Raw genomic sequence first — 23,555 nt, 5'->3', positions numbered from 1 at the left:
GATCGACCGATGTCACTGTCCGCCCTGGAATCCACCATCAACAGCGCCTTCGATGCCCGTGATGGCGTCTCGACCACGACCAAGGGCGAGGTCCGCGACGCCGTGGAGAGCGCGCTCGAGCTGCTCGACAAGGGCGAGGCCCGGGTCGCTGAGCGCGGCACTGACGGCAAGTGGAGCGTCAACCAGTGGCTCAAGAAGGCCGTGCTGCTGTCGTTCCGCCTCAACGACATGAGCGTGATCCCCGGCGGCCCCGGCCAGGCGTCGTGGTGGGACAAGGTGCCGTCGAAGTTCGAGGGCTGGGGCGAGAACCGCTTTCGCGACGCCGGCTTCCGCGCCGTGCCCGGCGCGATCGTGCGCCGCTCGGCCTACATCGCCAGGAACGTCGTGCTGATGCCGTCCTTCGTCAATCTCGGCGCCTATGTCGACGAGGCGACCATGGTCGACACCTGGTCGACGGTCGGCTCCTGCGCCCAGATCGGCAAGCGCGTGCACATCTCCGGCGGCGTCGGCATCGGCGGCGTGCTTGAGCCGCTGCAGGCCGGCCCCGTGATCATCGAGGATGACTGCTTCATCGGCGCGCGCTCGGAGGTTGCCGAGGGCGTGGTCGTACGCAAGGGGGCGGTGCTGTCGATGGGCGTTTTCCTGGGCGCGTCGACCAAGATCGTCGACCGCGAGACGGGCGAGGTTTTCGTCGGCGAGGTGCCGGAATATGCCGTCGTGGTGCCGGGCGCGCTGCCGGGCAAGCCGATGAAGAACGGCCAGATCGGCCCCTCCACCGCCTGCGCCGTCATCGTCAAGCGCGTCGACGAGCGCACCCGCTCCAAGACCTCGATCAACGAGCTGTTGCGCGACTGATTGAACCGCGGCTGCGGCCGTAGCAACGAATCTCCGGGCCGGCCAAGCCATCGGTCCGGAGGACGTCCATGGACTGGACCTGGTTTCTGTTTCGCTTCCACGGCCGGATCAACCGCGCCAAGCTCTGGCTGTCGTTGCTGGTGGTGCTCTGCTGGATGGTCTTTGCCGCCACGCTGGTGGCGGGCGCGAGCAGGCTGCTGGGCGGCCCGACGGCCTTCAGCTTCAATCTGACCGACATCTTCGCGGTCCTCGACCCGGACACCTTTCGCGGCTTGACCCGCGCCGATATCGTCCCCGCCACCTTCCACGTCATCCTCACCCCCGTGTTCGTCTGGGTGTTTGCCGCAGGCGCCATCAAGCGGCTGCATGACCGCGACAGGAGCGGCTGGTGGACGGTTCCGTTCTTCGTCGTGCCCGGGCTGGTCAACCAGTACGCGGAGCGCATTCCCGGGACGGTCATTCCAGCGATCGTGGGCGGCGCTGGTGCGCTGCTCTCGCTGTGGGCCTTCATCGAATTGTACTGCCTTGCCGGCGATCCCTGGACCAATCGCTTCGGGCCCAACCCGTTGCCGAAGGTCCGATCCAGCGAACGCTCCGGCCAGCCAAGACCGCCCGCGCCCGCCTGGAACCAGCACAAGGAGCTGGAGTTCACCCCGCACGTTGCGAGCCCGCCGCGAGGGGAAGCGGCAATCGGCAGCACTAGCCCGCCGGCAAAATAGCATGTTAAGCGAAAGGCATGACCGATGCCCTCGCCATCACCCGCGACCTGATCCGCTGCCCCTCCGTGACCCCGGCCGATGCCGGCGCGCTTGGCGTGCTCGAGGCCCTGCTGAAGGACGCGGGCTTTACCACGCATCGCGTGACGTTCTCCGAAGCAGGCACCGCCGACATCGACAACCTCTATGCCCGCATCGGCACCGACGGGCCGCACATCACGTTCGCCGGCCACACCGATGTGGTGCCGCCCGGCGATGAAGCGGCGTGGAGCCTGCCGGCGTTCTCGGGCGAGGTGAAGGACGGCTACATCTATGGCCGTGGCGCCGTCGACATGAAGGGCGGCATCGCCTGCAGCGTCGCGGCTGCGCTCGACTATCTGCGCGATCACAGCGGACAGCCGAAGGGCTCGATCTCGTTCCTGATCACCGGCGACGAGGAGGACGTCTCGATCAACGGCACCATCAAGCTGTTGAAGTGGGCGGCCGAGCGCGGCGAGCGGTTCGACCATTGCGTGCTCGGCGAGCCGTCCAATCAAGAGGTCATGGGCGACTGCATCAAGATCGGCCGCCGCGGCTCGCAGTCCGGCACCTTGATCGTCGAGGGCAAGCAGGGCCACGTCGCCTACCCGCACCGCGCCTCCAACCCGGTGCCGGACATCTCGCGCCTGATCGTGGCCTTGTCGGACGAACCGCTCGACAACGGCAGCGCGCAGTTCCAGCCGTCGAATCTCGAATTCACCACCGTCGATGTCGGCAACACCGCCAGCAACGTCATTCCCGGACTGGCGCGGGCGAAGTTCAACATCCGCTACAATGACTGCCATACGCAGGAGACGCTGCGCGCGCTGGTCGAGGAGCGGCTGACGAAGGCCTGCGGCAATCGCATCCGCGCCCGCATCGACTGGCTGCCGTCGAACTCGAACGTGTTCCTGACCAAGCCCGGACCGTTCACCGACCTCGCGGTTGCTGCGATCGAGAGCGTGACGGGCCGCAAGCCGGAGCTCTCGACCACCGGCGGCACGTCGGACGCGCGCTTCATCTCGAGCTATTGCCCGGTGATCGAGTTCGGCCTGGTCGGCCAGACCATGCACCAGATCGACGAGCGCGCCTCGGTCGCCGACATCGCCACCCTGACGAAGATCTATCGCGGCATTCTCGATCGCTACTTCGCGTGACCCCCTCTCTGCGCATCATTGCGAACGCAGCGAAGGAATCCAGGACGTCTCCGCGGCAGCGATATCGAGTGGAGCGGCCGCAATTAGTAGTCGACCTTCACGAGGTAAAGCCCTTCCGGCGGCGCGACGACGCCGCAGGCGGCGCGGTTGCGCGCGGCGAGCGCGGCGGCGAGATCATCGGCGGTCCAGCGACCCTGCCCGACCCACACCAGTGAGCCGACCATCGAGCGGACCTGGCTATGCAGATAGGAGCGGGCGGAGGTGAGGATGGTGATCGCATCGCCGTCCCTCACGACGTCGAGCTGATCCAGCGTCTTCTCCGGCGATTTCGCCTGGCATTCGGTATCGCGGAACGTCGTGAAGTCGTGCTTGCCGATCAGCCGCTGCGCGGCTGCATGCATTGCATCGGAATCGAGCCGCTGCGGCACCCGCCAGACGCGGCCGACCTCCAGCGCGAGGTTGGAGCGGCGATTGACGATCCGGTAACGGTAGTGCCGCCTGCGCGCGGAGAACCGCGCTTCGAAGGTGTCGGGCATGATCTCGGCGGCGAGCACCGCGACCGGGTTCGGCCGCAGATGCGCGTTGAGCGCGTCGCGCAGCTTGTCCGGGCGGAACTCCTTGGCGATGTCGCAATGCGCAACCTGGCCGGTAGCGTGGACGCCGGCGTCGGTGCGGCCTGAGCCGTGCACACGCGTGGGCACGCCGCAGGTCGCCTGCACCGCCGCTTCGAGCGCGCCCTGCACCGACGGCAAGGTCTCCTGCAGCTGCCAGCCGCAGAACGGCGCGCCGTCATATTCGATGGTGAGCTTGTAGCGGGGCATTCGGTCTATTGCTGCCGTCATCGCCCGCGCAGGCGGACGATCCAGTATTCGCCGACGTCTCGGCGCGACAATGCACGTCTCGGCGTACTGGATACCCCGCTTTCGCGGGGTATGACAGCGTTACGAAAAACGAGCACCGCGATTCAATGGGGTGCCGCGCAGGAAATCCGCGGCCTTCATCGGGCCCTTGCCGGCGCGCTGCAGCTCGGTGATGCGGATCGCGCCGTCGGCGCAGGCGATGGTGAGCTGCTCGTCGAGCACGGCGCCCGGCTCGCCCGCGCCGCTGGCGAGCGCGCAGCGCAGGAACTTCAAACGCACCGCCTCGCCATCGAGCGTGACCTCGCTCCAGGCGCCGGGAAATGGCGACAGGCCGTGGATGTGCCGCAGCACCGCATGCGCCGGCTTCGTCCAATCGATCCGCGCCTCCGCCTTCTCGATCTTGGCGGCGTAGGTGACGCCCTCCTCGGCCTGCTTCGTCAACGTCAGCCCGCCGCGCTCCAGCGCCGCCATCGCGCGCACCATCAGGTCGGCACCGATCCGCGAGAGGCGATCGTGCAGATCGGACGCCGTCATCGCGTCAGTGATGGGCAGACGCTCGGCCATCGCGACGTCGCCGGTGTCGAGACCGACATCCATCTTCATGACCATCACGCCGCTTTCAGCGTCCCCTGCCATGATGGCACGGTTGATCGGCGCGGCGCCGCGCCAGCGTGGCAGCAACGAGGCGTGGAGGTTGTAGCAGCCGAGTTTCGGTGCATCGAGAATCGCCTGCGGCAGGATCATGCCATAGGCGACGACAACGGCGGCATCGGCCTCATGGGCGCGGAACGCAGCCAGCGCGTCCTCGGTCTTCAGCGTCTTCGGCGTGAGCACGGGAATGCCGAGCCGGCGCGCCTCGGTCTCGATCGGCGTCGGCACCAGCGCCAGGCCGCGGCGGCCGCCGGGTTTGGGCGCGCGCGTATAGACCGCCGCGATCTCGTGGCCGTGGCCGGCGAGTTCGAGCAGGGTCGGCACGGCGAAATCCGGCGTGCCCATGAAGATCAGGCGAAGCGGCATCTGGTGGAAGATCCTGCATTGCCGAATCCTCCGCGTCATGGCCGGGCTTGTCCCGGTCATCCACGTCGAGCTGCCTGTAACGCGCGGCGCGACGTAGATGCCCGGGTCAAGCCCGGGCATGACGGAGGAGAGAGTTGATCGTTACTCGCTGGCGCGCTTGGCGGCCTTGGCGAACTTCTTCATCACGCGGTCGCGCTTGAGCTTCGACAGATAGTCGATGAACAGCACGCCGTTGAGATGGTCGATCTCGTGCTGGATGCAGGTGGCGTAGAGCCCCTCGGCATCCTCCTCGCGAACCAGCCCGTCGAGATCGGTGAAGCGCACGCGCACCCGCGCCGGCCGCTCGACCTCCTCGTAATATTCGGGGATCGACAGGCAGCCTTCCTCGTAGACCGACAGCTCGTCCGACTTGGCAACGATCTCCGGATTGATGAAGACGCGCGGCTCGCGCTTGCCTTCCCCGTTCGCGTCGGGCTTGGCCAGATCCATGGTGATGACGCGCAGCGGCTGCGCGACCTGAATCGCTGCGAGCCCGATGCCAGGCGCGTCGTACATGGTCTGAAACATGTCGTCGACCAGCTGCCGGATCTCCGGCGTGACCTTCTCGACCGGCTTGGACACCAGCCGCAACTGCCGGTCCGGCAGAATGATGATTTCTCTTAGGGACATGGCGCGCGATTTAAGCCGCGGAACCGGCGCGGTCAATGTGATGGCTCGCAGTTAAGACTTCGCTAACCATGAATTTCAACGCCTCGTTAACCATGATTCTTAACCCGGCCTTAACCATAAATGTTCTCTCTTCGTTCGCGAGCTTGTGCGAATCGGATAGACGGGCGTGATGACCGCCGCCAGCCAGTCCCTCAATCCTGTCGTCATCATGATCGGCGACCTTCCGGTCCGCGCCAGCGATGCGCTGATCGGATTTGGCGTGCTGGTGGTGCTGCTGCTCGTGATGATCGTGGCGGCCGTGGTGCGTTCCGGCCGGCGCGGCGCCGAGCTCGCGGCCCAGCAGGCGATGCGCAGCGATGAGATCGAACATCGGTTCAGCGAGATGATCCGCGTCCAGAGCGAGGCCTCCGGCCGGGTCGACGCGATGGCGCAGCTGCTCGCCGGCCGGCAGGTTGATCTTGCCCGCAGCGTCAACGAGCGGCTCGATGCGGTGACTCATCGCGTCGGACAGTCGATGGAGCAGAGTACGCGCCACACCATGGATAGTCTGCGCGTGCTGCACGAGCGGCTCGGCATCATCGACAATGCCCACCGTGATCTCAGCGAGCTGACGACCCAGGTCACGACCCTGCGCGACGTCCTCGCCAACAAGCAGTCGCGCGGCGCGTTCGGCCAGGCGCGGATGGAGGCGATCGTGCAGGACGGACTGCCGAAGGGCAGTTACGCGTTCCAGTACACGCTCGCCAGCGGCAAGCGGCCGGACTGCGTCGTGTTCCTGCCCGACGCGCGACCGCTGTGCATCGACGCCAAGTTTCCGTTGGAAGCCGTGACCGCGCTGCATGATGCGGAGACGGACGAGGAGAAGCGCACCGCCGCACAGCGCCTGCGTACCGACGTGCTGCGTCACGTCAACGACATCGCGGAGAAATATCTGGTGGTCGGCGAGACGCAGGACACCGCGCTGATGTTCGTGCCGTCGGAATCGGTCTATGCCGAGATCCATGATGGCTTCGACGACGTCATCCAGAAAGCGTATCGCGCGCGCGTCGTGCTGGTGTCGCCGTCGCTGCTGATGCTCGCGATCCAGGTCATGCAGCAGATCATGAAGGACGCACGCATCCGCGACGCCGCCGACCAGATCCGCAACGAGGTGATCCATCTCGGGGACGATCTCGGCCGCCTGCGCGAGCGCGTGCTCAAGCTGCAGAAGCATTTCGGCGATGTCGGCGAGGACATCCGCCAGATCCTCATCTCGGCCGACAAGATCGAGAAGCGCGCCGCCCGCATCGAGGAGCTCGACTTCAGCAAACAGGACACGCCGGTGGAGTCGCCACGCATCGCGCCGGCTACGGGCACCGCGCCGGATTTGTTTCCGCTGGCGGGACGCGTGCAGGCGGGCGAGTGATTGGGCAGCTCGCCCCTGTCGCAGCTTGAATTTTGCCAAGACTGTCATCGCCCGGCTCGCGGACGATGACAGCTGAGATGGGGAGCGTTTCTTGCGCCAATCTGCTACCACCCATCCATGACCGTACCTGAGGCTTCTTCCGACATCACCGCGACCGGCGCAAAGCCCGAGGCTGCGCCAAAAGCCCCCACCTGGCGCGAGAGCATGGCCGTCTATCTGCAGCCGCGCGTGCTCGTGGTGCTGTTCCTCGGATTTTCGTCGGGGCTGCCGCTGGCGCTGTCCGGCTCGACCTTGCAGATCTGGATGCGCGAGCTCGGCGTCGACCTCGGGACCATCGGGCTATTCGCGCTCGTCGGCACGCCCTACACGCTGAAATTCCTCTGGGCGCCGCTGGTCGACGCGCTGCACGTGCCGCTGCTGACGCGCGCCTTCGGGCGGCGGCGCGGCTGGCTGGTGTTCGCGCAACTGCTGCTGATCGCCGCCATCCTGCTGCTGGCGTTGACCGACCCGGCGCACGCGCCGTTCATGGTGGCGCTGGCCGCGCTGCTGGTCGCCGCGATGTCGGCGACCCAGGACATCGTGGTCGATGCCTTCCGCGTCGAGAGCCTGCCGGAGAGTGAGCAGGCCGCGGGCATGGCGGCGTATGTCGCCGCCTACCGCATCGGCATGCTGGTCTCGACCGCCGGCGCACTGGTGGTGGTCAGTGCATTCGAGACCTCGGGGCTGACGCGTCCGTCGTCCTGGATGTGGGGCTATGTTGCGATGGCCGGATTGGTGCTGATCGGCACGATCACGGCCCTCGCGGCGACCGAGCCGGCCCAGTCGCAGCAGGCGGAGGCCGCGATGGGTGCGGACACCGCGCTCACCCGCGTGATGCATGCGGCTGCCGGAGCCTTCGTCGAGTTCCTCGGCCGACGTGATGCGCTCACGGCGCTCGCCTTCGTCGTGCTGTTCAAGTTCACTGACGCCTTCTCCGGCACGATGACCGCGCCGTTCGTGATCGATCTCGGTTTCAGCAAGGTCGACTACGCCGCGATCGTGAAAGGCGTCGGCCTCGCCGCCACGCTCGCCGGCGGCTTTGCCGGCGGCTTCGTCGCGCGGCGCTATTCGCTCGCCATCAGCCTGTGGATCGGCGGCATCGTGCAGGCGCTGGCCAACCTGTCGTTCTCATGGCTCGCCATCGTCGGCGTCAATCAGTGGGCGCTGGCGCTGGCGATCTCTGCGGAGAACCTCACCAGCGCGATCGGCACCGTGATCTTTGTCGCCTATCTCTCTGCGCTGTGCCAGAACCCGCTGCACACCGCGACCCAATATGCGCTGCTCACCGCGCTCGCCGCGGTTGGACGAACCTATCTGTCATCGGGCGCGGGCTATGTGGCGAAAGCGACCGGCTGGCCTGCATTCTTCGTCATCTGCGTGCTCGTCGCGATCCCGAGCCTCGTGCTGCTCGCTTGGCTGCAACGGCGTGGGCATTTCGATGATTTGGGGCCGGTGAAGTTGTAGCTGCCGCCTCACCGTCAACTGTCGTCACTCGCGAAGGCGGATGACCCAGTATTCCAGAGACGTCAGCTATCAACCGAGGGCCGCGGCGTACTGGATCGCCCGGTCGAGCCGGGCGATGACTGCAGAAGTCAGGAGGCGGCGCTCGCAGCGTCCCAAGTGTCACCGCTTCACCAAGCTCCACTTGGTCACGACCGCCTCGCTCATCTGCCCCGCATCCTGGGCGCAGGCGATCTCGTCGACCTTGACCGCGATCTGCTTGCCGAGCAGGCCCTTGAGCTGCGAGGCCTGCGCCGTGTTCGCGGTGACGAGCTGGAACGTCTCCGGTCCGGTCTCGAGATTGCACAGCCCGCTCGGCGGCGGCAGGCGGCGCGGCTCGCTGGTGATCTGATAGGCGGCGGAGGGCTGGCCCGATTTGGCGCCTTTCAGCTTCAGCGCCGTCAGCTCGCCCGACAGCACGTCACCGGCATTGAGCGGGCGCCCCGCCTTCTGCGGTGCCTCGCTTTGCTGCGCCAGCACCGACGGCGCCGAGAGTGCCGCCAGAATCGCGCCCAAAGCCAGCCGTTTGCCGAATCCGCGTTTCGTCATCAATTCACTTCCGTCTGTGCTTAGAACAAGGTCCGCTGCCGCATCGCGGCCGAGAGCGTGCCTTCGTCGAGATAGTCGAGCTCGCCGCCGACCGGCACGCCATGCGCCAGCCGCGTGACCTTGACGTTCGCCTCCTGCAGGAGGTCGGTGATGTAGTGCGCCGTCGTCTGGCCGTCGACCGTCGCGTTCAGAGCGAGGATGATCTCCTGCACCTCCGGCGCATGCGCGCGCTGCACCAGCGCGTCGATGGTGAGATCCTGCGGACCGACTCCGTCGAGCGGCGACAAGGTGCCGCCGAGCACGTGATAGCGGCCGTTCGAGGCCTTGGCGCGCTCCAGCGCCCAGAGGTCGGCGACATCGGCGACGACGACGATCATCGCGGGATCGCGCCGCGGATCGGTGCACACCGTGCAGGGATTCTGCGTATCGATGTTGCCGCAGGTCTTGCAGACCTGGATGCGATCGATCGCGACCTGCAGCGCCGAGGCAAGCGGCACCATCAGCGCCTCGCGCTTCTTGATCAGATGCAGGGCGGCGCGCCGCGCCGAACGCGGCCCGAGGCCGGGCAGGCGCGCGAGCAGCTGGATCAGGCGTTCGATCTCAGGACCAGCGACGGCCATCAGTTCACGAATGTCATCAGGTCAACTAACCAAAACCGAAGCCGGGCGGCAGGCCGAGCTTGCCGGTGATGGCCTGCATCTTCTCCTGCATCGCGGCTTCCGCCTTGCGCCGCGCATCGCCATGCGCGGTCACCAGCAGGTCCTCCAGGATCTCGGCCTCCTCCGGCTTGAGCAGCGACGGATCGATCTTGATGCTCTTCACGTCCATCTTGGCGGTCATGCGCACGGCAACCAGACCGCCGCCCGAGATGCCCTCGACCTCGACGTTGCCGAGTTCCTCCTGCATCTCCTGCATCTTCGTCTGCAGCTGCGCCGCCTGTTTCATCATGCCGAGAAAGTCAGCCATCGGAGCACCTCATCATCAGCCATCTGGTTGAGCATGATCTCCGCGCAAACGCCTTTGGCGTTTGTCGCGAGGAAAACCGTTTTCCACTTTTCCGGATCATGCTCTAGAAATCATCATCGTCGGACTCGTCGGGCGGCTCGACAGCACTGGCGTCCGATTCGGGCGGCTCGGGGGCGAGCCGGCGCACTTCGACCACCTTGGTGCCCGGGAACCGCGCCAGGATCTCCTGTACGCGCGGATCGGCCTCCGCCGCCGCCTCTCGCTCGCTCTTGGCGCGCAGATTCTGCTCGCGCAAGGTCGCCTGACCCGGCTCGTTGGAAACGATCACCGTCCAGCGCCGCCCGGTCCAGTCTTCCAGCTTGCGGCCGAGGTCCGAGACAAGCGAGCGCTGCGCCGTCCGTTCCAGCGCGATCTCCAGCCGTCCCTCTTCGAAGCGGACCAGCCGCACGTCCATCTCCAGCGCGCTCTTGGTGATCAGATCACGATTCTTGCCGGCCAGCGCGACGAGTTCCTGAAAGCTCGCGATGCGTAGCGCGGGCTGGTCCTGTGTTGTCGGCGCCGGCTGTGACGACATCGCCTGCGGGCGCATCGAACCGCCGACCGCGGCGAGCGTCGGGCCTTGCGCGCGCGGCGCCTGCATCGGCGCCGACGTCATCACAGGCGGCGTTCCCGCGCTCATGGTGGATGCCGGCGCAGCACGCGCTCCGCCGCCGTTCGTGACAACGGGAGATCCGCCGGCGTTCTGGTCGATCATCCGAATGGCTTCGTCGGGCGTCGGCAGATCGGCCGCGTAGGCAATCCGTACCAGCACCATTTCCGCGGCGGCGGCCGGGCGCGTCGCACCTTGGGTCTCGGCGATGCCCTTGAGCAGCATCTGCCACATCCGCGACAGCACCCGCATCGACAGCTTGGTGGCGAAGTCGCGCGCGCGCAGCCGCTCGGTCTCGCTGAAGGCGACGTTGTCGGCCGTGGCCGGCACGACCTTCACCCGGGTGACGAAGTTCACGAACTCGGCCAGATCCGACAGCACGACCACGGGGTCGGCGCCGACGTCATATTGCTCGCGGAATTCCTTGAAGGCGGCGGCGATGTCGCCGCTGGCGAGATGGTGGAACAGGTCGATCACGCGGGTGCGGTCGGCGAGGCCCAGCATCTGACGGACATCATCGGCGCGGACCTCGCCGGCGCTGTGCGCGATCGCCTGATCGAGCAGCGACAACGAATCGCGCACCGAGCCTTCGGCGGCGCGCGCGATGATGCCGAGCGCCTCGGGCTCGATCGTCACGCCTTCCTTGGTCGCGATGCCCGAAAGATGCTTCATCAGCACGTCGGCCTCGACGCGGCGCAGATCGAAGCGCTGGCAGCGCGACAGCACCGTCACCGGCACTTTGCGGATCTCGGTGGTCGCAAACACGAACTTGGCGTGCTCCGGCGGCTCCTCCAAGGTCTTCAGGAAGGCGTTGAACGCCGCTGTCGACAGCATGTGGACTTCGTCGATGATGTAGACCTTGTAGCGCGCGCTGGCCGGCGCATAGCGGACGCTGTCATTGATCTGGCGGACGTCATCGACGCCGGTGTGGGACGCCGCGTCCATCTCGAGGATGTCCATGTGCCGGCTTTCCATGATCGCCTGGCAATGGGTGCCGAGCACCGGCATATGGATGGTCGGCCCCTTCACCGAGCCGTCCGGCAGCTCGTAATTCAATGCGCGGGCGAGAATGCGGGCGGTGGTCGTCTTGCCGACGCCGCGGACGCCGGTCAGAATCCAGGCTTGCGGAATCCGGCCGGTCTCGAACGCGTTCGAGACGGTGCGCACCACGGCCTCCTGGCCGATCAGATCTGCGAAGCTGGAGGGGCGGTATTTGCGCGCCAGCACCCGGTAGGGCTTGGCGGGAGCGTCGGCGCTGTCAGGCGGAACAGGTGGGGCGCCAGCGTCGGTCATCGAGCGATCCGCAAGTGAGCATTCCAGGCCGGCATCGATCGCGATCGTCGACGCAATCAGCCGGAGCGCGGTCGAGCGCCCGCCCTGCGCGGGGTCCCCGCCATCTTTGCGCGATTCGCTCGAGAAAACAGGTAGGAGACTGACGAGCGACCCGATCCGGACCTCGTTAGGGCTGCTTCCTTCCGGACCTGACCCGGTTGGCGAGTGGCTCGTCCACCGCCAATCTCCCGCTGCCTATTTGGGGCCAAATGGTCCGGAAAGCAAGCGCGAGCTTCGCCGGCCTAGTCTACCGCCCCGCGGGCTTGTGCCGCAGCTCGGAAAGGCTTTAGGTGCCCGCGAGCTCCCCACCTGACCATCCGCCAGGAACCGCCGCATGCCCGAATCAGCCTGGTCGCTGCATCCGCAACTTGCGAAGGATACGATCGACATTGGCGACCTGCCGCTGTCCCGCGTGCTGGTGATCAAGGACGCGAACTATCCTTGGCTGCTGCTGGTGCCGCGGCGCGAGGGCGCGGTCGAGATCATCGATCTCGACGAGGTCGCGCAGGCGCAGCTGATGACCGAGATCACGCGGGCGTCACGCGCGCTCAAAGAGATCACCAAATGCGACAAGCTCAACGTCGCCGCGCTCGGCAACATGGTGCCGCAGTTGCACGTCCACATCATCGCGCGACGCACAAGTGACGTGGCCTGGCCGCGACCGGTGTGGGGCGCCGCGCCCGCTGTGCCCCACGATGCGCAGGAGGTGCAGCAGTTCATCAGCGCTATCAGGCGCAAGATCTGGCTAGGGTGAGAGATGTCGCCATTCGACTTGTTTCCGTTGGGCAAGCCGGCCTTCGTCGGCCATCCGATCGATCGCGCCGCCCATCTGCGCTTCCATGACGAGAGGCTGCTCGGCTTCGAGAGCAAGCCGTCGACGCGGGCCTATGTCGTGCATCGCGATTCGCTGGTGCTGAAGCGCGAGGGCGACAAGCTGCGCGCGCTGCTGTCGATCGACGAGGCGCTGAAATTCGGTGCCAATCCGGGAACGATCTTCCTCGGGCTGCAGGACGGCGCGGCGGTGTTCGGCATGGGCATCTCGCCGGCGGCCGTCGAGAAGCTCGCCGGGCGCGACGATGTGGCGGTCACCGAGCTGCGCGGGGTGGCGATGCAGGGCGCGATCCCCGTCGACCAGTTGGCGACGATCGCGATGGCGAAGTCCCTGGTATCATGGCATCAGCGCCACGGCTTCTGCGCAAATTGCGGCGCCAAGACCGCGATGCGCGAGGGCGGCTGGAAGCGCGAATGCCCGAGCTGCAAGACGGAGCATTTCCCGCGCACCGATCCGGTCGTGATCTCGCTGGTCGCCTCGGGCGACAAGTGCCTGCTCGGGCGGCAGAAGCAGTTTCCGGCCGGCATGTATTCCTGCCTCGCCGGCTTCGTCGAGGCGGCTGAGACGATCGAGGACGCCGTCCGGCGCGAGGTGTTCGAAGAATCGGGCATTCGCTGTACCGACGTGACCTATTACATGACCCAGCCTTGGCCCTATCCGTCGTCGTTGATGATCGGTTGCAGCGCCCGAGCGCTCAACGAAGACATCGTCATCGACCGCACCGAGCTCGAGGACGTGCGCTGGTTCAGCCGCGACGAGGCCCGGCAGATGCTGCTGCGGCAGCATCCGGACGGCTTGGCGGGACCGCATCCGTTCGCCATTGCTCATCATCTGGTCGGCCGCTGGCTGAAGGAGAACGACGAGCGGTAACAAGAAACCAGCCCGGCCCTCTGCGGAAACGGCCAGACCCGGCCGCAAAGGGCTGAACGGCCGATCCTTGCCTTGGAACGATTTTCTCTATATGAGGGTTTTACAGCCTTCCTATGGAACAAGTTTCTCCATGACCGATGTCGCCGCCCAAGGCTCCGAGGCCAATCGCCGGCTCGATGCCATTGACCGCAAGATTCTGATGGTCCTGCAGGAGGACGCATCGCTCTCCGTCGCCGAGATCGGCGATCGGGTCGGATTGTCGTCGACACCGTGCTGGAAGCGCATCCAGCGGCTGGAGGCCGATGGCGTGATCCTGCGCCGGGTGGCCCTGGTCGATCAGAACAAGATCGGGCTCGGCATCTCCGTGTTCGTGTCGGTGGAGAGTGCCGACCATTCCGAGGCCTGGCTGCGCAAATTCGCCGAGGCGGTCAGCTCGATGCCGGAGGTGATGGAGTTCTACCGGATGGCCGGCGACGTTGACTACATGCTGCGCGTCGTCGTTGCGGACATGCAGAGCTACGATGTCTTCTACAAGAAGCTGATCAGCGCGGTGCCCCTGAAGAACGTCACCTCGCGCTTCGCCATGGAGAAGATCAAGTCGGTGACGGCGCTGCCGGTGCCGCCGGTCTGAACCGAGCATTCCGGCCGCTTGGACGTTGCAGCGCCGGCGTCCCGAACTCCAGTCGTCATCCCTAACGAACGTTTACCGGAAGTTATTCCCATCCCTCTATTCTTGGATGTGATGACGTCCGGTGCAACCATACCTCAGTCTTCGCGCCCGTGGCTCAATGCCACGGCGCTTCTGATCGCGAGCTTTGTCGCGGTAGCAGCGCTGTCACTCCAAGTGCGCGCGGGGAGCGAAATCGTGGCCGTCGCTTTCCCACCTTGGTGGAGCGCGCAACACGCGATGCTCGCTGCGGCCTCGGCTGACGCCGCGCTCGTGCGCACAACGACCATTTCATCGCTGCTGGTCGTTCGTCCCGGCGAACACGACGGCTCGGCGCGGCTGCGCGAGGCCGGAGCCTGGCTCATCATCGATCCGCAGGCGGTCTCCGCCTGCCTTGCAAAATGATCTCTTTGGGGGAATCGGAAATGAACGTCGAGACCAGCGATCTGGCAACCCTCCGGCACACGACCAGCAAGCTTCTGCTGGCGGTACTCTGGGTTCACGTTCCGCTCTCCCTCATCATCGGGCTGTCGCGCGGCGACTGGCTGATGCCGACCATGCTCATGGTCGTCATGGCGGTGGTGGCGACCCTTTCCTGGCGCAGCGCCGGCGACACCTTGTCGACCCAGCTCACGGTCGCGGTCGCCGTCATGGGCGGTGTATCTGTGCTTGTCTACCAGATGTCCGGACATGCCTGGCAGATCGACATGCACATGTATTTCTTCGCCGCGCTCGCCTGTCTGGTCGCATATTGCGACTACCGGCCGATCCTGGCCGGCACCGTCGCCGTCGCGCTTCACCATCTGGTCCTGAACTTCGTCTTTCCTGCAGCGATCTACCCGGGCGGCGCTGATTTCGGCCGCGTTGTGCTGCATGCGGTCATCCTGCTGATCGAGGCCGGTGTTCTCATCGCCCTTGCGCTCAAGCTGACGCAGTTGTTCGAAACCAGCGCGCGCAAGACCGCAGAAGCCGAATCGGCGATCGCTGCCGAGGCGCGCGCCACCGCCGAGCGGTTCGAGGCCGAGCAACGCGTCAAGCAGCAGGCCGATCTTGCCCGTCGCGAGCTCGCAGAAGGCTTCGAGCGCAAGATCGGCGGCATCGTCGAGGCGGTGGCCGTCGCCGCCAACGAGATGCAGAGCCTGTCCTCGTCGATGAGCCGGAGCAGCGCGGAGTCCTCGCGCCAGACGTCGGCCGCGGCCGGCGCCTCGCAACAGGCGTCGACCAATGTCGAGACGGTCGCTGCCGCAACGGAAGAGCTGACTGCGTCGATCAACAGTATCTCACAGCAGGTGACGCGGTCGGCGGAGATCGCCGCGAAAGCGGCGGACGAAGCTCGCCGCACCAACACGGTGGTCGCGAGCCTGGCTGCCGGCACTCAGAAGATCGGCGAGGTGGTGACGCTGATCCAGACGATCGCCAGCCAGACCAACCTGCTGGCGCTGAACGCCACCATTGAGGCGGCGCGCGCCGGCGAGCACGGCAAGGGCTTTGCCGTCGTGGCAAGCGAGGTCAAGGCGCTCGCCAACCAGACCGCGAAGGCCACCGAGGAAATTTCCAGCCAGGTGCAGAGCATCCAGAGCGCAACGGGTGACGCCGTCTCCGCCATCCAGGCGATCGGGGGAACGATTGCCGAGATCGACGACATCTCCAAGGAGATCGCCACCGCGGTCGAGCAGCAGGGCCTCGCCACCGGAGAAATTTCCGGCAACGTGCAGCAGGCGGCCGAAGGCACGCGGCTGGTCAGCCAAAGCATGGGCAGCGTGACCCGTGCCTCCGACGAGACCGGCAGCGCCGCCTCGCGCCTGCTGGAGTCCGCGACCGGACTCACCTCGCAATCGACCCGGCTCAAATCCGAGGTCGATCAGTTCCTGAGCTCCCTGAGGGCCGCTTGATTCCATCGAGTAGGATCGGATCAGCGCCCTAGCGCGACATCATCGACGCGGCCTCAGATCGTCTGGTTGTAGGCGCCGACTTCGGGATGCGTCCGCAGCACCTCGTTGACCGCCTCGAACATGTCGTGCATGCGCTGCTCGGACACCGGGCTTTCGACCACCACCACGAGCTCGGGCTTGTTGGATGACGCTCGCACCAGACCCCAGCTGCCGTCCTCGACGGTGACGCGGACGCCGTTGACGGTGACGAGATCGCGGATCTTCTGCCCCGCCACCTTGCCGCCCTGCTGCTGCAGCGCCTGGAAGTGCTTCACGACAGCGTCGGCGACGCCGTATTTGACCTCGTCGCCACAATGCGGCGACATGGTCGGCGACGACCAGGTCTTTGGCAGCGCGTTCTTCAGGTCGGCCATCGACTTGCCCGGCGCCCGGTCGAGCATCTCGCAGATCGCGATCGCCGAGACCAGACCGTCGTCATAGCCTCGCCCGAACGGGCGGTTGAAGAAGAAGTGGCCCGACTTCTCGAAGCCGGCGAGCGCACCGAGCTCGTTGGTGCGGCGCTTCATGTAGGAATGGCCGGTCTTCCAGTAGGCGGTCTTCGCGCCCTGCGCCTGCAGCACCGGATCGGTCATGAACAGGCCGGTTGACTTCACGTCGACGACGAACTGCGCGTCCTTGTGGATCGCCGACATGTCGCGCGCCAGCATCACGCCGACCTTGTCGGCGAAGATCTCCTCGCCGGTATTGTCGACCACGCCGCAGCGATCGCCGTCGCCATCGAAGCCGAGGCCGACATCGGCCTCGTGCGCGAGCACGGCATCGCGGATGGCGTGCAGCATCTCCATGTCTTCGGGATTGGGATTGTATTTCGGGAAGGTGTGATCGAGCTCGGTGTCGAGCGGGACAACCTCGCAGCCGATCGCCTCCAGCACCTGCGGCGCGAACGCGCCCGCGGTGCCGTTGCCGCAGGCCGCGACCACCTTCAGCCTGCGCTTCAGCTTGGGACGGCTGGTGAGGTCGGCGATGTAGCGCGCCGGATAATTCTCATGGAACTGATAGGAGCCGCCGCTGCCATTCTTGAACGCGGCCTCGAGCACGATCTCCTTGAGCCGGGTCATCTCTTCGGGGCCGAAGGTGAGCGGGCGGTTGGCCCCCATCTTCACGCCGGTCCAGCCGTTGTCGTTGTGCGAGGCGGTCACCATGGCGACGCAGGGCACGTCGAGATCGAACTGGGCGAAATAGGCCATCGGCGTCACGGCAAGGCCGATGTCATGCACCTTGCAGCCGGCGGCCATCAGGCCCGAGATCAGGGCGTATTTGATCGAGGCGGAGTAGCCGCGGAAATCGTGCCCGGTCACGATCTCCTGCTTGACGCCGCGTTCGGCGATCAGCGCGCCCAGCCCCATGCCGAGCGCCTGCACCCCCATCAGATTGATCTCCTTGTTGAACAGCCAGCGCGCGTCATATTCGCGGAAGCCCGTCGGCTTCACCATCGGCTCGGATTCGAAGGCGTAGGTATTGGGAACCAGGACGGGCTTGGGTTTCGGAAACATCAGGAGACGGCCTCGGCAATATCACATCAATGGAAGAAGGCATTCGTGCTTAGCACGACGTCAGACAACAGTGTCAGAAGGCAGAGGAATACAGGCAACAATCGGGCAGGACCGCTCGAGCAGGCCACCAGACGAACTCTTCAATGACTGCGACTCGGGATAGGCCTGCCTGCCGGTATGTGGGGGCCGGTGACGCGCGAAACAACATTCCGCTTCGGTGCAGCCTACTGCTCCAGCACCATCTGGCCGTTGGCGTAGGCGAAACGCTTCAGCTTGGACAGGAAGGACAGGCCAAGCAGATTCTCCGACAGCGCCGTATCGGGCAGCACCAGGGCATCGACGTCACGCACGGTGAGCTCGCCGAGCTCGACCATCGCAAGCCTGGCCCGGGCGGCCTTCACGGTGCCGTTGGCCGTGGTCACGGTGGCGGTGTAGTCGCCGCGCGCCGGACGCAGGCCGAAACGGGCGGCCGAGCTCTCGTTCAGCGCGACCATCGAGGCGCCGGTATCGACCATGAAGCTGATGCGCTGGCCGTCGATGCGGCCGTCGGCGCGGAAGTGACCGCGGCGGTCGGTCGGAATGCTCAGGCTGCGCTGGCCCGCAGCAGACGGTTCCGCCGTGGCAACCCGCGCGGACGGCGTCGCGGATGCCGACGCGGGGGTCAGGCGATCGGCCAGTTGCGCCATGAAGGTGCCGAGACCGACGAGAACGGCCGCGAAGATCATTATGTTACGCATGACGCAAACGCCCGACTTTACCCCGCAACCGATTTGACCATCAAAGCCGCTGACGGGCGACTGCGAGCGACCGGCTGCCGCCGCCATTTTGGCGAAAACGATGAGTGAAGCGTTAACGACAACGACGGCGGCGGTACAATTTGCATGAGCTACGTCCCCCGCGGCTTGGCCCGCCGGGTCGGCTCGGCATGGGCCGGATCGTCGGGCCAAGGATGGCGCGGATAGCGGCCGCGCAGGTCGGTGCGGACCGCGGCATAGGAGCCGCGCCAGAAGCCGGGCAGATCGCGCGTCACCTGCACCGGCCGCTGCGCCGGCGACAGCAGCTCCAGCACCAGGGGCACCGCGCCGCGCGCGATCGAGGGATGGACGTTCAGGCCGAACAGCTCCTGCAGCCGCACCGCGATGGTGGGCCCCTGCTCGGCCTCGTAGTCGATCGCCAGCATGGTGCCGGTCGGCGCCTCGAAATGCGTCGGCGCCTCCCGATCGAGCCGGGCGCGGAGATCCCAGGGCAGCAGCGCCATCACGGCGTCGGAGACGTCGCCGGGCGATATGTCCTTGAGCGAGGTCTTGTCGGCGAGCAGCGGCACCAGCCAGTCCTCGCGCCGCTCGGCGAGGCCCGCCTCCGACAGGTCCGGCCAACTGTCGCCTTCCGCCTTGCGCAGGAAGGTGACGCGGTCACGCCACTGCCTGGCGGCCTTCGACCAGGGCAGCCGGTCGAGCCCGGCCGCGCAGATCCCTTCCGCGAAGATGCGCGCGGTCTCCTCCGACGGCGTCAGCGCGACTGGCGCATCGGCCATGGTGATCGCATACAGCTTGCGCCGGCGGCGCGCCCGCAACGCCATCGCGTTTTGATCGAAGCTGACCTCGTCTCTCGCTTCGATATGTGCAGCAAAATGCCGCTCGATATCCTCGATCGCCAGCGGCGCCGCCAGCAGGATGCGGCCGCTGGCCGCCGTTCCCGTCAGCTCACCGACCGCGATATAGGGCACGCGCGCCAGCGACGAGGCGGGGTCGACGGCGGCGCCGCGGCCATTGGCGAGCACGAAGCTGCCATTGCCGCGATTGCGCGCGACCCGGTCGGGAAAGGCGAAGGCGAGCATCAGGCCGGTGGAGATGTCCGCGTCTCCGGCGCGGGCGGACGCGGACGACACCTGCTGCGCCCACCGCCGCGCAAGGTCGCGGGCACTTTGCGCGCGCGGCGAGCGGTCGCGGCGGAACTGATCGAGCCGCACCTCGAGATCGACGCTGTCGCCGCCCAGCCCGCGCTCGGTCAGGATGGCGGCGATGTCGGCGGCCTGCGCCGCCGCGCCGTGGTCGGCGGCATCGACGATCATCCGCGCCAGCCGCGGCGGCAGCGCCAGCGCCCGCAGCCGCCGGCCCTCGTCGGTCAGCCTGCCATCGGCATCGAGCGCATCGAGCTCGCGCAGCAGGTCCCTTGCCTCCTTCCAAGCCGGTTGTGGCGGCGGATCGAGGAAGCTCAGCGCGGAGGGGTCATTGACACCCCATTGCGCCAGATCGAGCACCAGCGAGGACAGGTCGGCGCTGAGGATTTCCGGCTGCGTATAGGCCGCCAGCGAGGCCGTCTGCGGCTCGTCCCATAGCCGGTAGCAGACGCCAGGCTCGGTGCGGCCGGCGCGGCCGCGGCGCTGATCGACAGCGGCGCGCGAAGCCCGCACCGTCTCCAGCCTGGTGAGGCCGATGTCCGGCTCGTAGCGCGGCACCCGGGCGAGACCGGAATCGACCACGATGCGGACGCCTTCGATGGTCAGCGAGGTCTCGGCAATCGAGGTCGCCAGCACCACCTTGCGCTGCCCTTTCGGGGCGGGCGAGATCGCGCGGTCCTGGACGGCGGAATCGAGTGCGCCGAACAGCGGCACGATCTCAACGCTGGCATCATGAACGCGCTCGGCGAGCATGGTCTGGGTACGCCGGATCTCGGCCGCGCCCGGCAGGAACGCCAGCACGGAGCCGGCATCGGCGCGCAGCGCGCTGGCGATGGTCTCGGCCATCTGGCGCTCGACCGGCGCATCCGGCTTGCGGCCGACATAACGGGTCTCGACCGGATAGGCGCGGCCCTCGCTCTCGACCACCGGCGCATTGCCGAGCAGTCTGGCGACGCGGGCGCCGTCGAGCGTCGCCGACATCACGAGGATACGGAGATCCTCGCGCAGCCCCTGCTGCGCATCGCGCGCCAATGCGAGGCCGAGATCGGCGTCGAGCGAGCGCTCGTGGAATTCGTCGAACAGCACGGCAGCGACGCCGGTCAGTTCGGGATCATCGAGGATCTGCCGGGTGAAGATGCCCTCGGTGACGACCTCGATGCGGGTCGCGCGCGAGATCTTCGAGCCGAAGCGCACGCGGTAGCCGACGGTGTCGCCTACGCGCTCGCCGAGCGACTTCGCCATGCGCTCGGCCGAGGCGCGGGCCGCGATCCGGCGCGGCTCCAGCACGATGATCTTCTTGTCCCCAACCCAGACTGCATCACGCAAGGCCAGCGGCACCCGCGTGGTCTTGCCGGCGCCGGGCGGCGCCACCAGCACGGCGGTGTTGCTGCGTTCGAGCGTGCCGGACAGTTCGTCCAGCACGGCATCGATGGGCAGCGGTGTGTCGAAGCGAAGGGGCAATAGCAGCAACCCGTCATCACCCGCGAAGGCGGGTGATCCAGTAAGCGCAAATCTCGCGGATCACGAAGATCGGGCGTACTGGATACCCCGCCTGCGCGGGGTATGACAATGCCATGTCAACCGCCCTTCACCGATGGCCTGCCGATGCTCTCGTAGACGAAGCCGTGGGCGGCCATCTCGTCGGGGCGGTAGACATTGCGCAAATCGACGACGACCGGATGCGCCATCACCTCCTTGAGGCGATCGAGATCCATGGCGCGGTACTGCACCCATTCGGTGACCAGCACGATCGCATCGGCGCCGGTCGCGCACTCATAGGGATCGTCGTAGTAGGCGATCTCCGGCAGCTCCTTCTTGGCCTGCTCGATGCCGACGGGATCATGCGCGCGGACCTTGGCGCCCATGTCGAGCAGACCGGTCACCAGCGGGATCGACGGTGCCTCGCGCATGTCGTCGGTCTCCGGCTTGAAGGTGAGGCCGAGCACCGCGACTGTCTTGCCGCGCAGATTGCCGCCGACGGCATGCGCCACCTTGCGCGCCATCGCGCGCTTGCGGTTGTCGTTCACCGCCAGCACCGATTCGACGATGCGCAGCTGCGTGTCGTAGTCCTGCGCGATCTTGATCAGCGCACGCGTGTCCTTCGGGAAGCACGAACCGCCGAAGCCCGGACCGGCATGCAGGAATTTGGAGCCGATGCGGTTGTCGAGACCGATGCCGCGCGCCACCTCCTGCACGTCGGCGCCGACCTTCTCGGCGAGATCGGCGACCTCGTTGATGAAGGTGATCTTGGTGGCGAGGAACGCATTGGCGGCGTATTTGATCAGCTCGGCGGTGCGGCGCTCGGTGTACATCATCGGCGCCTGGTTCAACGACAGCGGGCGATAGATGTCGCCGAGCACCTTGCGGCCACGCTCGTCCGCGGTGCCGACGACGATGCGATCCGGCCATTTGAAATCGCGGATCGCAGCACCTTCGCGCAGAAATTCCGGATTGGAGGCGACGACGACATCGGCCGTCGGATTGGTCTCGCGGATGATGCGCTCGACCTCGTCGCCGGTGCCGACCGGCACCGTCGACTTCGTCACGACCACGGTGAAGCCGGTGAGCGAGGCCGCGATCTCGCGCGCGGCGGCATAGACGTAGGTCAGGTCGGCGTGTCCGTCGCCGCGCCGCGACGGCGTACCAACCGCGATGAAAACGGCGTCGGCCTCCGCGACCGGCTGCTTGAGGTCCGTGGTGAAATCGAGCCGCTTGGCCTTGACGTTGGCCGCGACCAGCGCATCCAGGCCGGGCTCGAAGATCGGGATTTCTCCGCGATGCAGCGCGGCGATCTTGCTCTCGTCCTTGTCCACGCAGGTCACCTGGTGACCGAAATCGGCGAAGCAGGCACCGGACACCAGACCCACATAGCCCGTGCCGATCATCGCAATTCGCATCGAAACCCATCCTTCAAGGTTAATACTTTCGCGTCTTAAACCATTTGCGGTTCAAGGGGAATTTAGAAAACGGCATGACGTTTGGATGACAAGGAGGAGTATTAACGGCTCTGCCCGACAATGCGGCAGCTCCGCGCCAAAGAGGGACAGCATGACCGCGAATGGTACGCCGAAAACGGCCGGAACCGAGACGCGCATCGACTGGGTGGACTACGCCAAGGGTATCTGCATCATCATGGTGGTGATGATGCACTCGGTGCTCGGCGTCGAGCTCGCCGCCGGCGAGACCGGCTTCATGCACGCCGTCGTCGCCTTCGCCAAGCCGTTCCGGATGCCCGACTTCTTCCTGATTTCCGGCCTGTTTCTGCCACTGGTGATCGACCGGGACTGGCGTACCTATCTCGACCGCAAGGTGGTGCATTTCGCCTACTTCTACGTGCTGTGGGTGACCATCCAGTTCGGCTTCAAGGCGCCCGGCTTCGCCGCCGCGTCCGGCTGGCCGCACGCCGGCTACCTGTACCTGGAATCCTTCATCGAGCCGTTCGGCACGCTGTGGTTCATCTATCTGCTGCCGATCTTCTTCGTCGTCATCAAACTGACACGAAAGCTGCCGGCGCCGGTGATCTGGGGCGTCGCGGCCGGCCTCGAAATGGCGCACATCGTCACCGGCTGGACCGTGATCGACGAATTCTGCGCCCGCTTCGTCTACATCTATTCGGGCTATCTGTTCGCGCCTGCCATCTTCGCGCTGTCGGATCGCGCGCGGGCGCAGCCGATGCTCGCCATCGTCAGCCTGCTCGCCTGGGCGGTGATCAACCAGTCGCTGGTGAACCTCGGTGTCAGCGAATGGCCGGCTGTCTCCCTCATGCTCGGCTATGCCGGCGCCGTCGCCATCATCATCGCCGGCACGCTGCTGGCGCGCGCGCAGCTCCTCAACGCATTGCGGTTCTGCGGCGAGCATTCGATCGTGATCTATCTCGCCTTCTTCCTGCCGATGGCGGCGACGCGCACCTTGTTGCTGAAGACGGGCGCCATCGCCGACATCGGCACGATCTCCCTGCTCGTGACCGTCGCCGGCGTGCTCGGCGCGCTCGCGATCTGGCGCCTCGCGCTGCGCCTCGGCGCACGCTTCCTGTTCGAGCGCCCGATCGCGTTCTGGATCGCGCCGCCGAAGCCGAAAGCCGTGTTGCAGCCGGCGGAGTAGCGTCACCG

22 protein-coding genes and 1 other RNA gene are annotated in these 23,555 nt (G+C 66.4%); 11 read left to right on the top strand and 12 right to left on the bottom strand.

Translation table 11 applies throughout. The features are described 5' to 3' along the window. The first annotated feature begins 9 nt into the window (after nt 1-9). From dapD to dapE, 3 genes are all read left to right on the top strand, one after another. The gene (gene dapD, locus QX048_RS00350; protein WP_316186629.1) at nt 10-855 is read left to right on the top strand and encodes a 2,3,4,5-tetrahydropyridine-2,6-dicarboxylate N-succinyltransferase; all 846 of its coding nucleotides are present in this window, start codon (nt 10-12) and stop codon (nt 853-855) included. A gap of 68 nt (nt 856-923) precedes the next feature. Then, nucleotides 924-1,574, top strand: a complete 651-nt coding sequence (locus QX048_RS00345) for a DUF805 domain-containing protein (protein WP_316186628.1) — start codon at nt 924-926, stop codon at nt 1,572-1,574. Nucleotides 1,575-1,591: 17 nt separating this feature from the next. Next, nucleotides 1,592-2,746 carry a succinyl-diaminopimelate desuccinylase gene (gene dapE, locus QX048_RS00340; protein ID WP_315825868.1) on the top strand — a complete coding sequence of 385 codons (1,155 nt, stop codon included), beginning with the start codon at nt 1,592-1,594 and terminating at the stop codon, nt 2,744-2,746. A gap of 83 nt (nt 2,747-2,829) precedes the next feature. Here the strand turns inward: dapE and truA are convergent, their stop codons facing one another. From truA to def, 3 genes are all read right to left on the bottom strand, one after another. Continuing rightward, nucleotides 2,830-3,567, bottom strand: a complete 738-nt coding sequence (gene truA / locus QX048_RS00335) for a tRNA pseudouridine(38-40) synthase TruA (RefSeq protein ID WP_315752208.1) — start codon at nt 3,565-3,567, stop codon at nt 2,830-2,832. A 120-nt stretch (nt 3,568-3,687) separates the two neighbouring features. Then, nucleotides 3,688-4,623 carry a methionyl-tRNA formyltransferase gene (gene fmt / locus QX048_RS00330; protein WP_315752209.1) on the bottom strand — a complete coding sequence of 312 codons (936 nt, stop codon included), beginning with the start codon at nt 4,621-4,623 and terminating at the stop codon, nt 3,688-3,690. A 141-nt stretch (nt 4,624-4,764) separates the two neighbouring features. Then, nucleotides 4,765-5,292, bottom strand: a complete 528-nt coding sequence (def, locus tag QX048_RS00325) for a peptide deformylase (protein WP_315715353.1) — start codon at nt 5,290-5,292, stop codon at nt 4,765-4,767. Between the two features lie 169 nt (nt 5,293-5,461). Here def and QX048_RS00320 point away from each other — a divergent pair, with 169 nt between their 5' ends. Together QX048_RS00320 and QX048_RS00315 are read left to right on the top strand one after the other, a co-directional pair. Continuing rightward, on the top strand, nt 5,462-6,697 hold the full coding sequence (locus QX048_RS00320) for a DNA recombination protein RmuC (RefSeq protein WP_315752210.1): 1,236 nt from the start codon (nt 5,462-5,464) through the stop codon (nt 6,695-6,697). Between the two features lie 117 nt (nt 6,698-6,814). Continuing rightward, nucleotides 6,815-8,200 (top strand): AmpG family muropeptide MFS transporter, encoded by a 1,386-nt coding sequence (locus QX048_RS00315; protein WP_315825865.1) that lies wholly within the window; start codon nt 6,815-6,817, stop codon nt 8,198-8,200. A 159-nt stretch (nt 8,201-8,359) separates the two neighbouring features. Here QX048_RS00315 and QX048_RS00310 read toward each other — a convergent pair whose 3' ends face one another. The 5 genes from QX048_RS00310 to ffs all read right to left on the bottom strand — a co-directional run bounded on the left by QX048_RS00310 (nt 8,360) and on the right by ffs (nt 11,921). After that, complete coding sequence (locus QX048_RS00310) at nt 8,360-8,785, bottom strand: hypothetical protein (RefSeq protein WP_315715350.1); 426 nt, start codon at nt 8,783-8,785, stop codon at nt 8,360-8,362. Between the two features lie 20 nt (nt 8,786-8,805). Further along, a complete protein-coding gene (recR, locus tag QX048_RS00305) occupies nt 8,806-9,405 on the bottom strand; it encodes a recombination mediator RecR (protein ID WP_315715349.1) in 600 nt (199 codons plus the stop codon). 25 nt (nt 9,406-9,430) lie between these two features. After that, nucleotides 9,431-9,751, bottom strand: a complete 321-nt coding sequence (locus QX048_RS00300) for a YbaB/EbfC family nucleoid-associated protein (RefSeq protein WP_315715348.1) — start codon at nt 9,749-9,751, stop codon at nt 9,431-9,433. A 103-nt stretch (nt 9,752-9,854) separates the two neighbouring features. After that, the gene (locus QX048_RS00295; protein WP_315825864.1) at nt 9,855-11,693 is read right to left on the bottom strand and encodes a DNA polymerase III subunit gamma/tau; all 1,839 of its coding nucleotides are present in this window, start codon (nt 11,691-11,693) and stop codon (nt 9,855-9,857) included. A gap of 131 nt (nt 11,694-11,824) precedes the next feature. Continuing rightward, an RNA gene (gene ffs, locus QX048_RS00290) (signal recognition particle sRNA small type) lies at nt 11,825-11,921 on the bottom strand. Nucleotides 11,922-12,066: 145 nt separating this feature from the next. Between ffs and QX048_RS00285 the strand changes: the two genes are divergently transcribed. From QX048_RS00285 to QX048_RS00265, 5 genes are all read left to right on the top strand, one after another. Then, entirely contained in the window at nt 12,067-12,486 is a 420-nt protein-coding gene (locus QX048_RS00285) for an HIT family protein (protein WP_315752213.1), read from the top strand. Nucleotides 12,487-12,489: 3 nt separating this feature from the next. Then, nucleotides 12,490-13,434: an NAD(+) diphosphatase gene (nudC, locus tag QX048_RS00280; protein ID WP_315752214.1), complete on the top strand. Its 945-nt coding sequence runs from the start codon at nt 12,490-12,492 to the stop codon at nt 13,432-13,434. A gap of 130 nt (nt 13,435-13,564) precedes the next feature. Next, complete coding sequence (locus QX048_RS00275) at nt 13,565-14,065, top strand: Lrp/AsnC family transcriptional regulator (protein WP_315715344.1); 501 nt, start codon at nt 13,565-13,567, stop codon at nt 14,063-14,065. A gap of 111 nt (nt 14,066-14,176) precedes the next feature. Further along, the gene (locus QX048_RS00270) at nt 14,177-14,506 is read left to right on the top strand and encodes a hypothetical protein (protein WP_315752316.1); all 330 of its coding nucleotides are present in this window, start codon (nt 14,177-14,179) and stop codon (nt 14,504-14,506) included. 20 nt (nt 14,507-14,526) lie between these two features. Then, entirely contained in the window at nt 14,527-15,993 is a 1,467-nt protein-coding gene (locus tag QX048_RS00265) for a methyl-accepting chemotaxis protein (protein ID WP_316167266.1), read from the top strand. A 53-nt stretch (nt 15,994-16,046) separates the two neighbouring features. Here QX048_RS00265 and QX048_RS00260 read toward each other — a convergent pair whose 3' ends face one another. The 4 genes from QX048_RS00260 to QX048_RS00245 all read right to left on the bottom strand — a co-directional run bounded on the left by QX048_RS00260 (nt 16,047) and on the right by QX048_RS00245 (nt 22,343). Continuing rightward, nucleotides 16,047-17,546 (bottom strand): phosphomannomutase/phosphoglucomutase, encoded by a 1,500-nt coding sequence (locus QX048_RS00260; protein ID WP_315825862.1) that lies wholly within the window; start codon nt 17,544-17,546, stop codon nt 16,047-16,049. Nucleotides 17,547-17,770: 224 nt separating this feature from the next. Then, nucleotides 17,771-18,271: a TIGR02281 family clan AA aspartic protease gene (locus QX048_RS00255; RefSeq protein ID WP_315799204.1), complete on the bottom strand. Its 501-nt coding sequence runs from the start codon at nt 18,269-18,271 to the stop codon at nt 17,771-17,773. 161 nt (nt 18,272-18,432) lie between these two features. Then, the gene (gene hrpB / locus QX048_RS00250; protein WP_316200375.1) at nt 18,433-20,907 is read right to left on the bottom strand and encodes an ATP-dependent helicase HrpB; all 2,475 of its coding nucleotides are present in this window, start codon (nt 20,905-20,907) and stop codon (nt 18,433-18,435) included. A 116-nt stretch (nt 20,908-21,023) separates the two neighbouring features. After that, on the bottom strand, nt 21,024-22,343 hold the full coding sequence (locus QX048_RS00245; protein ID WP_315715339.1) for a UDP-glucose/GDP-mannose dehydrogenase family protein: 1,320 nt from the start codon (nt 22,341-22,343) through the stop codon (nt 21,024-21,026). Nucleotides 22,344-22,494: 151 nt separating this feature from the next. Here QX048_RS00245 and QX048_RS00240 point away from each other — a divergent pair, with 151 nt between their 5' ends. Next, nucleotides 22,495-23,547, top strand: coding sequence for an acyltransferase family protein (locus tag QX048_RS00240; RefSeq protein ID WP_316192250.1), 1,053 nt, complete (start codon nt 22,495-22,497; stop codon nt 23,545-23,547). Nucleotides 23,548-23,555 lie beyond the last annotated feature (8 nt).

It is taken from the genome of Bradyrhizobium sp. SZCCHNS30572 (genome assembly GCF_032484415.1).
Taxonomy (GTDB): Bacteria; Pseudomonadota; Alphaproteobacteria; order Rhizobiales; family Xanthobacteraceae; genus Bradyrhizobium.
The sequence above is the reverse complement of the archived record's forward strand: the minus strand, read 5'-3'. Positions and strand labels throughout refer to the sequence as shown.